This window comes from Paenibacillus sp. FSL P2-0121, from assembly GCF_037975345.1.
In the GTDB taxonomy this organism is placed as follows: Bacteria; Bacillota; Bacilli; order Paenibacillales; family Paenibacillaceae; genus Paenibacillus_AQ; species Paenibacillus_AQ odorifer.
This window is the reverse complement of sequence record NZ_CP150245.1, coordinates 5,391,683-5,407,098: the sequence shown is the minus strand read 5'-3', so window position 1 is coordinate 5,407,098 and position 15,416 is coordinate 5,391,683. Positions and strand designations below refer to the sequence as shown.

At 48.1% G+C, this 15,416-nt stretch carries 8 protein-coding genes; 7 read left to right on the top strand and 1 reads right to left on the bottom strand.

Going from position 1 to position 15,416, the window contains the following annotated elements:
- Positions 1–120: 120 nt before the first annotated feature.
- From MKY54_RS23910 to MKY54_RS23900, 3 genes are all read left to right on the top strand, one after another.
- Positions 121–681 carry an ECF-type riboflavin transporter substrate-binding protein gene (locus MKY54_RS23910; protein ID WP_076128974.1) on the top strand — a complete coding sequence of 187 codons (561 nt, stop codon included), beginning with the start codon at positions 121–123 and terminating at the stop codon, positions 679–681.
- An 81-nt stretch (positions 682–762) separates the two neighbouring features.
- Positions 763–2,469 carry an ABC transporter ATP-binding protein gene (locus MKY54_RS23905; RefSeq protein WP_076128977.1) on the top strand — a complete coding sequence of 569 codons (1,707 nt, stop codon included), beginning with the start codon at positions 763–765 and terminating at the stop codon, positions 2,467–2,469.
- On the top strand, positions 2,466–3,296 hold the full coding sequence (locus MKY54_RS23900) for an energy-coupling factor transporter transmembrane component T (protein ID WP_076128979.1): 831 nt from the start codon (positions 2,466–2,468) through the stop codon (positions 3,294–3,296). The genes MKY54_RS23905 and MKY54_RS23900 overlap by 4 nt, the downstream gene beginning before the upstream one ends.
- Positions 3,297–3,350: 54 nt before the next feature.
- Here the strand turns inward: MKY54_RS23900 and MKY54_RS23895 are convergent, their stop codons facing one another.
- Complete coding sequence (locus tag MKY54_RS23895) at positions 3,351–4,337, bottom strand: Na/Pi symporter (RefSeq protein ID WP_076128981.1); 987 nt, start codon at positions 4,335–4,337, stop codon at positions 3,351–3,353.
- Between the two features lie 99 nt (positions 4,338–4,436).
- Between MKY54_RS23895 and MKY54_RS23890 the strand changes: the two genes are divergently transcribed.
- The 4 genes from MKY54_RS23890 to MKY54_RS23875 all read left to right on the top strand — a co-directional run bounded on the left by MKY54_RS23890 (position 4,437) and on the right by MKY54_RS23875 (position 15,415).
- Positions 4,437–5,861 carry a class I SAM-dependent rRNA methyltransferase gene (locus MKY54_RS23890; protein WP_339188164.1) on the top strand — a complete coding sequence of 475 codons (1,425 nt, stop codon included), beginning with the start codon at positions 4,437–4,439 and terminating at the stop codon, positions 5,859–5,861.
- Between the two features lie 773 nt (positions 5,862–6,634).
- Positions 6,635–10,147: a helicase-exonuclease AddAB subunit AddB gene (gene addB / locus MKY54_RS23885; protein ID WP_339188161.1), complete on the top strand. Its 3,513-nt coding sequence runs from the start codon at positions 6,635–6,637 to the stop codon at positions 10,145–10,147.
- 2 nt (positions 10,148–10,149) lie between these two features.
- Entirely contained in the window at positions 10,150–14,193 is a 4,044-nt protein-coding gene (gene addA / locus MKY54_RS23880) for a helicase-exonuclease AddAB subunit AddA (RefSeq protein ID WP_339191270.1), read from the top strand.
- Between the two features lie 40 nt (positions 14,194–14,233).
- Positions 14,234–15,415 carry an exonuclease SbcCD subunit D gene (locus MKY54_RS23875; RefSeq protein ID WP_076136581.1) on the top strand — a complete coding sequence of 394 codons (1,182 nt, stop codon included), beginning with the start codon at positions 14,234–14,236 and terminating at the stop codon, positions 15,413–15,415.
- Position 15,416 lies beyond the last annotated feature (1 nt).

Genomic DNA, 15,416 nt, shown 5'->3' with positions numbered 1-15,416 from the left:
ATCTGCAAAGCCAACATTATGTTGCTTTGCAGATTTTTTTATTTAGATTCTATAGTAATTCCGACTATTCCGATGTATAATCACATAAAACATAATAGATGCGTTGGGGGAGATGAAAACATGGCAAAACAAAAGGTGTTGTCGATCAAGACGATTGTAGCGATTGGTATTGGTTCTGCTTTATTCGTTATATTGGGGAGATTCGGCTCGATTCCTTCGGGTATTCCAAACACTAACATCGAGACTACATACGCATTACTGGCATTGTTCTCCCTATTGTACGGCCCGTTTGCTGGATTATTTATAGGCCTGATCGGGCATACCCTGAAGGATACGATATCTTATGGATCGCCATGGTTCAGTTGGGTCATATCATCAGGAATTGTAGGGCTGGTTATTGGCTTGTTAGTAGCTAGAATCGCTATTCATGACGGGGAATTCGGACGGAAGGAAATAATACGCTTTAATCTGGCTCAGATTGCAGCGAATGCTGTAGCTTGGTTCCTTGTAGCCCCAGTGTTGGATATTCTGATCTATGCAGAACCCGCTAATAAAGTATTTACGCAAGGACTGACCGCAGGTGCATTAAATATAGCTTCGGTGGCAGTGATCGGATCTTTACTAGCCATTGCGTATGCTAAGACAAGAACGAAACAGGGCAGCTTGACTAGAGAAGCTTGAGTGGAATACATATCCAAGCTAAAAAGCCGGTGGAAATCACCGGCTTTTTTCTCTTCACATTAACCCAGAGGAAGGTCTCAGATGAAAAAAGTAATGATTGAATTTAAGGATTTCAGCTTTCAATATCGGGCGCAGCAGGAACCCACACTACAGGGGATTAACTTAACGATTGTTGAAGGGGAGAAGGTGCTTATCGTGGGACCCTCAGGTTCTGGGAAAAGTACACTGGCTCATTGCATTAATGGTCTCATCCCTTTTGCTTACAGAGGGGAAATATCAGGTTCATTACGGGTTATAGGCCAGGAGCAGAAGGATCTGAGTATCGCAGAGCTGTCCAATCAGGTAGGTACCGTATTGCAGGACCCGGATGGACAATTTGTAGGATTAACGGTTGGTGAGGATATCGCCTTCAGTCTAGAGAACCATGTGGTTCAGCAGACAGAAATGAAGAGCAAAGTGGCGGCTGCCGCAAGAGCGGTGGATATCCACGATTTTCTGGCCTCTTCTCCTCAGGAGTTATCGGGTGGACAAAAGCAAAAAACGTCCTTGGCAGGTGTACTGGTAGGTGATGTGGACATCCTGCTCTTTGATGAACCGCTGGCAAGCTTAGATCCTTATACCGGTACAAAAGCGATTGAGCTTATTGATCGAGTGCATAAAGAGACAGGTAAAACCGTTATTATGATCGAGCATCGTCTTGAAGAGGTGCTGCATCGGGCGGTGGATCGTATTATTGTGATCCATGAAGGACGTATTGCGGCGGATATGCCGGCTGCAGAGCTGTTGAGCACAACGTTGCTTTCAGAAGTTGGCATTCGGGAACCTCTCTATTTAACGGCTTTGAAGTATGCCGGATGTTCGATTACAGCAAATATGAATCCGCAGCATGTGAACGATATTCAGTTGGAGGCGTGTTCTAATAAACTTAAGATCTGGTATGAGTGCAATCAGTCGCGCCAGGATAAGCTGGAGAGCCCACCCATCCTTGAACTGCAAGATATTTCTTTTGGATACGAAAAAAATCAGCAGGTGCTGGATAAGCTCAATCTCTGTATTCATAAAGGAGAGATGGTCTGTATAGCGGGGCGAAATGGGGCTGGGAAATCTACAGTTTCTAAGCTGATTTGTGGCTTCTATAAACCTACTTCCGGATCAATACGGATGCATGGGCGTGATATTGCTCAGGACACGATTAAGGAGCGGGCAGAGCGGATTGGTTTTGTTATGCAAAATCCCAATCATATGATTTCTAAGACACTTTTATATGATGAGGTTGCCCTAGGACTAAGACTCCGAGGTTGCCCTGAGGAGCTCGTTCGTGAACGCGTCCATCAAGTCTTGAAGGTGTGCGGACTTTATGTTTTTCGCAGCTGGCCGATCTCGGCGCTCAGTTACGGCCAAAAGAAACGGGTCACGATTGCCGCCATTCTGGTACTGGAGCCGGAAGTGATCATTTTGGATGAACCGACTGCTGCTCAGGATTACAGGCATTATAACGAAATGATGGAGTTTCTCTTGACGCTGCGGGGGCAGGGGATGACGGTCATTATGATTACGCATGATATGCACTTGATGCTGGAATATGCCGATAGAGCTATAGTGTTAGCTGATGGCGTGAAGCTTGCGGATGATAGCCCTGAGCGAATATTAACGAATACTGATGTGGTGAAAAAAGCGAACTTGAAAGAAACCTCGCTTTTTGCCCTAGCTATAAAAGCTGGATTGAAACAACCGGAGGAGTTCGTTAGAAGGTTTATTGCGTATGATAGGAGGAGCCGAGGCGGATGAAGGCCAAAATGTTAACTTTTACGAAGCAGGATTCACCTATTCACCGTCTTACCGGCGCTACGAAGTTGATTTTATTTGTAGTGTGGTCTGTGACGGGGATGATTACATATGATACAAGATGTCTAATTGTGATGCTGTTATTTAGTTTGCTTGCCTTTAGAATTTCCAAAGTTCAATTTCAGGATTATGCTTTCGTATTATATTTTATTTTGATTTTCTTTTTGCTTAATCATATAGCTATCTTTATTTTTTCTCCTTTGGAGGGCGTACGTGTTTACGGGACACGTCATGATATTATGCATATTGCAGGCCGGTATACGGTAACTTGGGAGCAGCTATTTTATCAATTCAATATTGCCCTGAAATATGCGGTGGTCATTCCTATGGCATTATTATTTCTTCTAACGACCAATCCCAGTGAATTTGCAGCATCCTTAAATAGAGTTGGAGTGAACTATAAAATTGCATATTCTGTATCGCTGGCACTGCGGTACATTCCGGATATTCAACGAGATTATGAGAATATATCGTTTTCTGCTCAAGCAAGGGGAATAGATATTTCTAGAAAAGAAAAGCTGCCTAAGCGGCTAAAAAATATCATTTCGATTCTGATGCCCCTAATTCTGACTAGTATCGAGCGGATTGAAAATATCAGTACCGCTATGGAGCTGCGCGGCTTTGGCACTGAGACCAAACGAACTTGGTATAGCCGTCGCCCGTTCACGAGAGACGATTATTTTGCATTGGCTTTGTTTGCGCTGATTGGAATTTTCTCGACGGTGATCACTTTTTACGACGGTTCGCGGTTTTATAATATTTTCGATTGAAGTATAATAGTACAGTTGTGGAAAACTGGGATTATAATAAACGGCACCTTTTTGTTAAGACTGAAGATGTTTCTCCAGTTTTGACCATATAGGCAGGTAGCATAATGGCAGTGCTAGAAGTGAGCAGACTACGTTGAAAATGGTCTGGGCGTGGGCGATTTGTGAAGCAGGGCCTCCACCAATCCATGCAGCACTTGCTTGTAGCAGCCCGATCATGGGCAAGAATAATAGTGCACCACCTACATTAAGCGCAACATGGGACCAAGCGACGAAGACGCCGGATGGCGTGCCGCCGATGGAAGCGATGACCGCTGTGACACAGGTGCCTACGTTGGCGCCCAGCACAATGGCTATACCTAGCTCAGGCGGCATGGCACCCGAGGCGGCAATGCTCATAGCCATAGCTATGACAGCAGCGCTGCTATGGAGCATGGCTGTTAGGCACGCTCCAGCGGCGAGCCCCCATAAGGCACTAGTAGCGGCATGGTTTAGGAACCAGAGGAATAAGCCACTTTCCTGAAGTATTCCGCCGATAGACTGCATGACAGCGATGCCCCATAGGACGAGGGAGAAGCCTGATACAGCCAGACTGATAAATTGCAGCGGCGGGGATATTTTGTGGCAGAACTCTGCCACTCGCGATGTAGGCGGCAGTTCGCCTGCAATAACTGCCGCTGCCCACAGACTGAGCGAGGCTGCCAGCAAGGGCGTGGCCATGGTATTGATCTGAAGTCCGATCAATTCTGTAGTTAATGTGGTGCCGATGTTGCTGCCCAGGATAATGCCAAGTGTGCGGGCATAGGTAAGCAGGCCGGCATTGACCATGCCGATAGTCAACACCGTTACAGCAGTACTGCTCTGGAGTAAGGCGGACAACAGGCTGCTGGCAATCATTCCTTTAATAGGTGTTGAGGTAGCTCTATTTAGGCTTGTAGTTAATAGAGGGCCTGCTAGCTTGGACAACGCCGTTTCCATCAGCTTCATGCCGGCTAGAAAGATAACAAGACCATATATGATAGGGAACAGCAAATCACTGAACATAGGGCATACTCCTTTGGACGAGGGTTGTACACCAATATATGAATGTATTGCATGGGACATGTATAAAAACATTTTTAGAAAAACAGGGAGTTGAAGTCATTGCCATCGGTTATTTTAGAACGCAATCGCAAAAAAAGACTGGAACAGGGCCATCCATGGGTCTATGCAGGTGAAGTCGCATCGGTAGAAGGGAATCCGGAAGCGGGGGGATTAGTAGATGTCCTTAATCATCAGGGCCGATTTTTGGCCGTGGGATATTACAATCCAGCGTCACAGATTCGGGTAAGAATTGTATCGCAGGGACCCCTTGCGATCATGGATACAGCCTTTTTTGCAGAACGGTTTGCGAATTGTCTGCAACACAGAAACCGGTTCCTTCCGGGTGCGGATGCTTATCGCTTGGTTTATGGTGAAGCGGACTTTTTGCCGGGGCTTATTGTAGATCGATTCGGAGATATTTTGGTTGTGCAGCTGCTTACCCTCGGAATGGACAAGCGGCGTGCAGAAATCGTCGAAGCATTGGTGCAGGTTATGGAACCGCGCGGAATCTATGAGCGCAGTGATGTTAGTGTGCGCGAGCTTGAAGGTATGGAGCAGACAACGGGTGTGCTGTACGGGGAATGTCCAAGGCATGTAACCGTGAGCGAGAATGGCCTGAAGCTGGTCGTTGATATTGAAGAGGGCCAGAAGACAGGTTACTTCTTTGACCAACGTGAGAATAGAGCTTCCATTGCTCCGCTCATGAAAGGGTGGGGAGGACGAAGCGGCATTACGCTACAGGAAATTGAAACTGAGGATGGTTCACTACAGACCTTACCAGTTAATAAGAGCGGCAAACATGTAACGTTCCCTTATTGGGACGGTGCGACAGTGCTGGAATGCTTCTCGCATACGGGCAGCTTCACGCTGCATGCCTGCAAGTATGGCGCGAAAAAAGTAACCTGCCTTGATGTTTCAGCACACGCCATTGAGAGTGCCAAAGTGAATGTGGAGCTGAACGGCTTTAGCGATCGTGTTGAATTCGTAGTGGATGATGCTTTTGCATATCTACGGAATCAGGTTAAAGGACTAGAGGAACGTTCTGAACGGGCGACAGTTGCAAGTGGAACAGAGACGGCAGCAGCTGCTGCAAATCCTAAAACCGGAGGCAAAACAGCCAAAACCGACACATCCAAGCCGATGACAGCAGGTGGAGGAAGAACTTGGGATGTAGTCATCCTGGACCCTCCGGCGTTTGCCAAAACCAAAAGTGCAGTAGCTGGCGCTTGTCGTGGTTACAAGGATATCAATCTGCACGGGATGAAGCTGGTGAACGAAGGCGGCTATTTGGTTACCGCAAGCTGTTCTTACCATATGCAGCCAGATCTGTTCCTCGAAACGATTGCCGATGCGGCTAAAGATGCTGGCAAGGTGCTGAGACTTGTGGAATGGCGGGCCGCAGGCAAAGACCACCCACAAATACTTGGCGTTAACGAAGGACACTATCTGAAGTTTGCGATTTTTGAAGTGCGGAGTAAAAAATAAGCCTGAAGGTCAAAAAGGTTTACAGTGCCAAGTAACAAGTAGGATAAACGGGCTGGACGTAGGGTGGTCGTGAGTCGACTGTAATGCAAGGAGTTGCTAACGGACTCAGATGACTCTATTTAGCGCAAACAGGCTATTATTGAATTCTTACGGACCCCAAAGGCGCTATTGCCCCAAAAACACCCGTAATGTCACACATTTTCGAAGAATAGCGTCAGTGGGGTCCGAAAAGCTGCCATAACAGCACTGAATCCACGAATAACGGCTCCTGGGTCCGTAAGTAATTAATGAAACAAGCCGAGCCGAAATGTTGAATGTTAAATTCGGAATACTAAATGGTAAACAACGAATGATGCTTATTGAATTATGATATGCGGAATGCGGATTACAAAACGATCGGTGTAGAGTGCTAATGTTGAGTGCGGGGTGTTGAGTATTGAACGCCGAACGCTGAACAGTCTAACATTGACCCTATGCTCTGACATTGGCAGCTCCAATCTAACGTTGCACATCTGGCATTAAAAACAAACTAAACACTCTAAAAAGCAAGCCGCCAAAATCCGGAGGTTTGCTTTTTTTATTTGTACTCGTAGCTGTTTATCCTTTGTAAAACATTAGAAAATACTAGCAAACACATGTTCCGATTAGTGTGGTTATGATATACTGAGGGGACGAGGAATCACTGAACTTTTTTAATTGGAGTGTAATCAATGGGTGGATATTTCACCCTGTATTCTATATATTTTCTCCGCTACGGAAGGAGTTTATCATTTATGCCGGTAACCTTTTTACTAGGCCGCTCGGGCAGTGGCAAGACAACAAAAATATGGGAATCTATCTCTTCTTCCTTAGAAAAGGAACCGCTTGGTGCGCCGATTATTATTCTTGTGCCAGAGCAAGGTTCTTTTGGAGCAGAACGGGGGCTTCTGACCGTAGGGAATGTGAAGGGAAGCCTTCGGGCGCAGACACTGAGTTTTTCGCGGCTTGCCTATCGTGTGAAGCAGGAAACTGGTGGCAGTGCAAGTCTGCCAATCAGTGAAGAAGGTAAGAAAATGTTAATTTACAAAATCATCAGTCGCCGCAAAGAGGAACTGAAATTATTCGGTGCCTCAGCAGACAGACCGGGTTTTGTGGAACGTCTGAACCAACTGCACACGGAGATGAAACGTTGCTGTTTGGGTTCCACTGATTTAGAGGAACAGCTGTCCGCTATGCGAGGAGCTATTGCAAGAAGTCCTATTCTTGAGGGTAAGCTGGATGATTTGCAGCTGGTATTTAGCGATTTAGAGAAGGAAATGTCCCGTCTTTATATCGATGAAGAGGATCGTTTAGCAGAACTGGCTGAGCATATTCCAGATTCCTCCTACATTCGCGGGGCAGAGATTTGGGTAGATGGGTTCCATGGATTTACTCCGCAGGAATTCGTAGTGCTTCGAGAATTGATGCAGCAAGCTTCGAAGCTGACGGTTTCGCTTACAATTGATCGTCCTTACCCCTATGGAGATCAGTTGAATGAGCTTGAATTGTTTCACCCAACTGCGGTTACTTACATTAAACTGCGTGGAATTGCTGAAGAGCTGGGCATTGATGTATGGGACGAGCTGCTGGAGCCAATGGTTCTTCCACGTTTTGAAGAAAGTCCAGTACTTGCTCACCTTGAACGGGGATATGATCGCCGGAAGGCTTGGATAGGTGCGGATGAACTTGCAAGAGAGGCTATATCCATAGGCGCCGCAGTTTCGCACAGAGCAGAGGTTGAGGGAGCCCTGCGCGAAATGACTAGACTGGCGCGGGATGAAGGTGCAAAATATGGCGAAATGGCCGTATTGATGCGCAATATTGGCGATTACGAGCAGCTGGTTCAGCCGTTGTTCCAAGATTATGGAGTGCCATTTTTTCTGGACCAGAAGGTGAATGAGCTGCATCATCCGCTAGTGGAGTTTATACGTTCCGCATTGGATGTAGTGCGTCGTCGCTGGCGTTATGAGGATGTATTCCGTTGCGTAAAGACGGAGCTTCTGCTTCCGCTAGACGGTAGTATTACGCGTGATGATATGGATGCTTTAGAAAACTATGTGCTGGCTTGTGGGATTCAGGGGTACCGCTGGACAGATGGCCGCTCCTGGAAAGGTATTCCTAGCTTGTCGCTGGAAGGCGGCAGACAGATGGATGATGAACTGCTTGCTACTATGGAACGATGCCGTGCTAGTATAACAGGTCCATTATTTGCTTTTGAGAAACGAATCCAGAAAAGCCGAAGCGGCCTTGAACTATGTACGGCAATGTATAAGCTGCTTGAAGAGACGGATGTTGCACGGAAGCTGGAGAAACTCAGTGTTAAGTCTATGGAGAAGGGCCAACCCGAGAAGGCTAGGGAACATAGCCAGTTGTGGGGTGAGGTACTTGATCTGCTAGATCAGATAGTAGAAATGATGGGCAATGAAAGACTTGAGTTTGAAGTGTTCACTGGAGTTCTAGAGACAGGTCTTGCTGAACTTAAAATGGGACTAGTTCCGCCCGCACTGGATCAAGTATTGGTCGGCAATATGGATCGGACTCGCCCAACGGGGGTTAAATATGCTTTTTTGCTTGGATTTAATGAAGGTGTTGTGCCTGCGCAGTTTAAGGAAGATGGAATTCTCTCGGAAGGTGAACGCTCCGTACTAGAGAATGCTGGAATGGAGCTTGCTCCCGGCGCTTCTCGTAAACTGCTGGACGAGCGGTTTCTGATCTATAATGCACTAACGACAGGAAGCCGAAAGCTCTGGATTAGCTACGCTACAGCGGATGATGAGGGCAAAGCTCTCCTTCCCTCTGAGGTTATCCGGCATTTGCATAGAATGTTCCCAAGGGTTCAAGAGCACAGCTTGTCAGCACTTCCCCCCTCGGGACTACCTATAGAAGTCGGAAATCCTATCCATCTCGGTTTCATTGGTCAACCAGAACAGAGTCTTCGCGCATTGATTATGCAGCTGCGGCAGTGGCGCCAAGGAACAGAAATTCCGGAGCTATGGTGGGATGTGTATAACTGGTTTACTAAGAACGAAGATCGTAAATTTCAACTGGAACGTTTGCTAAGTTCACTGTTCTATCGTAATGAGGGAACGAAGCTAAAGCGTGGCACAAGCCTCAGATTGTATGGTGGCTCAACACTGCGGGGCAGTGTGTCCCGGATGGAGAAATTTGTTGCGTGCTCATTTTCCCATTTTGCGTCCTACGGACTAAGACTGAAAGAGCGCCAGTTATATAAGCTGCAAGCACCTGATATTGGACAGCTGTTCCATGCTGCGCTAAGTGATATGGCGATAAGACTGAAACAAGAGGGACGGGGCTGGGGCAGCTTATCTCCGGATGAATGTCGGCGTGAGGCCAGTGAGACAGTAGAACGGCTATCTCCGATGTTGCAGGGTGAAATTCTAATGAGCTCCAAACGTTACGGGTACATCTCCCGTAAGCTTAAGAATATTGTTGGACGTGCTTCTGTGATTCTGGGCGAGCACGCCCGCCGGGGCAGCTTTGAGCCAGTAGGGCTGGAGCTGGATTTTGGACCGGATAAGGAGTTGCCGCCTTTAAGAATTACGCTGCCGAATGGCTGTGTGATGGAGGTCGTTGGCCGGATTGACCGTGTAGACATGGCTCGTGGAGAGAACGGTATTCTTCTGCGGGTAATTGATTATAAATCGAGCCAAAAGGATCTCAAGCTGCATGAGGTGTATTATGGCTTGTCGCTGCAAATGCTGACTTATTTGGATGTGCTGCTGACATATTCGGAGCAATGGCTGGGGCAGCCGGCACTTCCAGCAGGCACACTTTATTTCCATGTGCATGATCCGTTGTTAACTTCATCCAACGGGATGAACAAGGAACAGGCTGAGCAAGAGCTGTTGAAACGCTTCAAGATGAAAGGACTGCTTACAGCAGATCGTGAGGTTGTCTCCCTGATGGATACGACTTTAGACAAAGGGTATTCTTCTATCGTGCCTGTAGCAGTAAAAGCTGACGGCAGCTTTTATAGCAGTGCCTCAGTAGCTACACCAGAGCAGTGGGGCCATCTATTATCCTCCGTTAGAGGGACGATCTCGGATATCGGGACACGGATAACAGAGGGTGATGTAGCGATTGAGCCGTACCGAATTGGGCAGGAGACCGCCTGCACATTCTGTTCCTTTAGACCTGTCTGCCAGTTCGATGAAGCTGTGGAAGGTAACAGCTATAACAATCTGGGTAAGCCAGGGAAGGACGTTATATGGGATCTGCTGTCCCGCAAAGGAGGAACTACACCTTGAGTATGAAGGCTGAAATAGAAGCGAAACCGGAAGGAAGTATATGGAGTGATGACCAGTGGCGCGCCATTGCGGAGAGCGGTGATGACATCCTCGTTGCTGCGGCAGCAGGTTCCGGCAAGACGGCGGTGCTGGTAGAACGGATTATTCGAAAGATCAGTAAGGAAGAGAACGGCTTCAGTGTAGACAGGCTACTAGTAGCCACGTTTACCAAAGCTGCGGCTGCCGAAATGCGGCAGCGGATCAGGGAAGCCCTTGATCGGGAGCTGGAGGAGAACGGGGAGAACGACCATTTGCGCCGTCAGCTATCCCTGCTGGGCAAAGCTTCGATTACAACGTTGCACTCCTTCTGTCTGGAAGTGATCCGGCGTTATTATCAAATGATTCCGATTGATCCGGGTTTCCGCATATTAAATGAGCATGAAGCGGAGATGATGCGGCAGGAGCTGCTCGAAGAGTTGCTGGAGGAAAAGTACGGTGAGGTAGGTGCGGATGGCGAGGATAGCATATTTGTGCAGCTCGCTGATTGGTTCAGTGGTGAACGCAGTGATGATGCAGTGCATGCGCTCATACAGCGATTGCATGATTACGCCCGCAGCCATCCTTGGCCAGCGCAATGGCTCCGTGATACTGCAGCTGATTTCTCATTGCCAGACACCGAAAGTCTGGGTGGAACGCCATGGGTGCTGAGCATTCTTGAAGAAGCGAAGCTGACACTTGCGGGTGCAGCCAGTCAGCTGATGCAAGGCCGGGAGATTGCACTACAACCGGGTGGTCCGGCACCCTATGCTGAGAATTTAACCACTGATCTTGAGATGGTAAATGCACTGCAGGATGCCGTTAACGAACGACCTTGGGCAGAATTATATGATATTTTTATGGAAGTATATTTTGGAAAATTAAAGGCTTGTAAGAAGGATTCGACAGATCCTAGACTGCAGGAGATGGTGAAGGAACTGCGCGACAGTGTGAAGAAGAGTATTTTAGATCTTCAGAAAGCATTGTTTGGCCGTCCGCCTGAGGTTTTTTTGAAAGAGCTGAACGAAGCGGCTCCACTGATGGCAGAGCTTGCAGAGACAGTGATAGCATTCGGTGAACGTTATAGAATTGAAAAAGCAGGAAGAGGTCTAGTCGACTTCAGTGATTTGGAGCATTATTGTCTGCAAATTCTACGCCATCCGGACTCTACGCCCGGTCATTCCCTGCCTTCTGATGCAGCTATGGAATACCGTGCTCAATTCGATGAGGTTCTGCTGGATGAGTATCAGGATACGAATAGTGTGCAAGAGGAGATTGTGCGGCTAATATCCCGTGAAACACCCGGTAACCGGTTTATGGTCGGAGATATGAAGCAAAGTATCTATCGATTCCGTCTGGCGGAGCCGGGGCTATTCCTGGATAAATACCGCAGCTTTGGCTCACACCCAATCGATGATCCATCTGAAATTACTAATGAATCGTCTAGCGGTTCGGTTATCGATCTGGCCCGTAATTTTCGCAGTCGCATGGAGGTTGTGAATGCCGTTAATATGATCTTCCGGCAGATTATGAATGAGACGGTAGCGGAGATTAATTATGACGAACGCGCTGAGCTTGTTTACGGAGCGAATTTCCCAGGTGCAGCAGAGAAGGGTCCCGATACCTTTTTTGCACCGGAGTTATTATTGATAGATCGTGGTTCAACAACAGGGAAGTCAGAAGAGACTTCTGAAGACGGTGAGGCGCCACTTCAGGAGAGTGAAGCCATTGAGAGCGAGACGGCGCAGCTGGAAGCACGGGCAATTGCCCGGCGTATTTCACAAATGACGGGGATGACCGGTGGATCGCCGCTGCTTATCTACGATAAAGGACTCAAGATTATGCGCCCGGTTATTTACGGTGATATCGTAATCCTGCTTCGCTCGGCAAGAATCTGGACCCCTCTGATCATCGAAGAGCTTCGGATGGAAGGAATCCCTGCTTATGGTGATCTGAATAAAGGTTATTTTGAAGCTACAGAAGTGGAAATTGCACTCTCCCTCTTAAAAATAGTTGATAATCCTCAGCAGGACATTCCGCTGGCTGGCGTACTTCGTTCACCTGTGGTCGGATTAACGGAAGAAGAATTGGCTACGGTGCGTATGTGTAGTCAGGGTCCTTATTTTCAAGCAGTACAGATGGCGGTGGATATGCAAGATGCAAAAGAGGCTGAAGAAGAGTATGACCTCTTCTCGGCTCCTGTGATTGAATCCGCAAGCACCGTCGAAAATAATGTTTTACCTGATAAAGATCTGCCGCAGATCAGTCCAGAACTGAAGCGCAAGCTTAGACATTTCCTAGAACAGCTGGAAAGCTGGAGAAATGCGGCTAGACAAGGTAGTCTCAGTGAGCTGATCTGGCGTATCTATGGGGAGAGCGGCTATCTGGAATGGGTTGGAGGACTGCCTGGAGGCTCGCAGCGCCAGAACAATCTTAAAGCTTTGTATGATCGGGCTGTGCAATTTGAGAATGACACCGCAGCGCGTGGATTGTTCCGTTTTCTGGGGTTCATTTCACGGCTTCGTGAGAACGGCGGAGATCTGGGTGTAGCTGGCGGTGGCGGTGAAGAAGGCAATGGCGTCAGAATCATGACCATCCATAAATCCAAAGGGCTGGAGTTCCCTGTTGTTTTTGTAGCCGGGATGGCAAAACAGTTCAATCGACAAGATTTGCATTCGCCATTTCTTATGCACAAAGAGCTTGGCTTTGGGCCGCGTTTTGTGGAACGGGAAACGCGAGTTAGCTACCCAACACTTCCTTATCTGGCTATTAACCGGCGTACACGGCTTGAATTATTAGCGGAGGAGATGCGTGTATTATATGTAGCGTTAACTCGTCCGAGAGATAAAATGATTCTAGTAGGCACTGTAAGAGATTTGCCGCGCAAAATCGCTAGCTGGAGCAGCGTACAGAACCGGGATGAGCTGCTGCTTGCAGATCATCTGCTGGCCCGAGGGCGCAGCTATTTGGACTGGGTTGGACCGGCATTGATCCGGCACCCTGCGGCGGCGATTCTTCGTAAGCTGGGCGGTTCAGAAGGTACCGTCTCCACGGTGCTGCACAACGATGTCTCCAACTGGAGCATCAGTGTGCAAAATGCTTCCGAACTTAATTCTGGGGCGTTCCTGCCAACGGATCAGACTGAGGAGAAGGTAGAGGAACGGCAAGCTGTACTCGAAGCACTGCATAAGGGTGAAGCTGTAAATATATATGAAACAGAGACTAGCGATGAAATTGCTAGAAGACTGGAATGGAATTATCCGTATGCGGCAGCCTCAGGTATTCCGGCTAAAACTTCTGTTACGGAGTTAAAAGCGTTGTTGTCGTTGCAGGAGCAGCCCTCTTTTGATCTGCTGGAAGAAGGCAATTCTACAACCTCAATAGAAACCGATAAACGTCCAAGTGTTGCAGGTGCGGACAGTCTTCATTTGCGGCGTCCGAAATTTATGGAAAAACGCAGTCTAACCCCAGCGGAACGCGGGACAGCATACCATACAGTCATGCAGCATATTCCGCTGGAGGGCCCGGTTGATCCTATGGTTGTGGAAGAAACCTTAGCCCGACTTCAGAGAGTGGCTATTCTAACTGCTGAGCAGGTGGAGGCTGTAGCTCCCGATCAGATAGAAGCTTTTTATACTAATGAACTGGGACGTAGATTAATAGCTTCTTCTTGGAAGCTTAGAGAAATGCCGTTCAGTTATATGGTTCCCGCAGGTGAGGCTTATCGAGGGCTCGATTATATGAATGAAGCCGTCTCGGAGCTTTCCCCTGAGAACAATAAGGAAGGCTTTAGTGAGGCTGTGCTAATTCAAGGGGTCATTGACTGCCTGTTCCGTGAAGAGGACCGGATTATTCTGCTAGACTATAAGACGGACTCTGTATTAGAACATCAGGGCGGACTAGAGGCACTTAAGGAAAAATATCGTTTTCAGCTAGAGTTATACAGCAAGGCATTACATGATATTTTGGGAGAACCGATCAGCGAGATTTGGCTGTACTTTTTTGAAGGCGATCATGCTGTGAAATTATAAATTATTCATTGCCGCATAGGAGCGGGGAAAGAGGACGAAGATGCGGATATTGCATACGGGGGATTGGCACTTGGGCCGTACGCTGGAGGGAAGAAGCCGCCAGAAGGAGCAAGAGCAGTTCATAGATGAATTGGTGGAGATCGCCGATTTTCATAAGGTGGATTTGATTATGATGGCGGGAGATGTGTACGATTCCGTTAATCCACCAGCGGCTTCGGAGCAATTATTCTATGAGGCTGCTGCCAGGCTGACTTCAGGGGGCAGGCCCCTTGTGGTGATTGCCGGCAATCATGACCAACCGGAGCGCGTATCTTCAGTCTCCCCGCTTGTATTAAGGCAGGGGATTACCTTGGTAGGACTTCCAACCTCAGAGCCAGTGACAGTTCATGCTGCGCGGACAGGTGAGATTGCCAAAATCGCAGCCCTTCCCTATCCCTCTGAGGCACGTCTCGGTGAGTTGCTTGCTGGGGACAGCGGGGAAGAGGAGCTTCGACTAGCTTACAGCGCACGGGTAGGCAAACTTATGCAACTGTTGGGACGGGAATTTACGCCACAAACCGTGAATTTGGCGATGAGCCATATTTATGTGCTTGGAGGTGTAGAGAGTGATTCGGAACGCCCGATTCAGGTGGGCGGGGCTTACACTGTAGACCCTTCTGCTTTATCCTGTGGAGCGCAATATACTGCACTAGGCCATCTTCATCGCGCTCAGCGTGTTAAAGGGGAAGGGATGATCCGTTATAGCGGATCCCCGCTGGCATATAGCTTTTCGGAAGCAGGACAAGCCAAGTCGGTGACGCTGATTGATGTTGCGCCGGGCGGTGAGCCGACCTTCGAAGAAATCTATCTTCGCTGTGGGCGTCCACTTGTAAGATGGAGCTCTACGGGGGGATTGCAAGAGGTATATAACTGGTTGGATGAAGGTAGAGATGCTTCCGCTTTTATAGATTTGGAGATTCGGCTCAGTGAAGCTATGTCGATGAATGATATTCAGCGCCTGCGTAAATCACGTGAGGGGATCATTCATATTCGTCCGATTTATCCGCAAATGGAGCTGGAGCTCGAACAGATTTCCCGTTCACGTATGCCTGTACAAGAATTGTTCCGTAAATTCTATCAGCGCCAGACGGGCGGGGCGGAGCCGGAGGATCGTTTGATTGAGCTGTTCTTACAGCTAACCGAAGAAGAACGGCAGCAGCCGGAGGAAGGAGAGGAGAACTAAG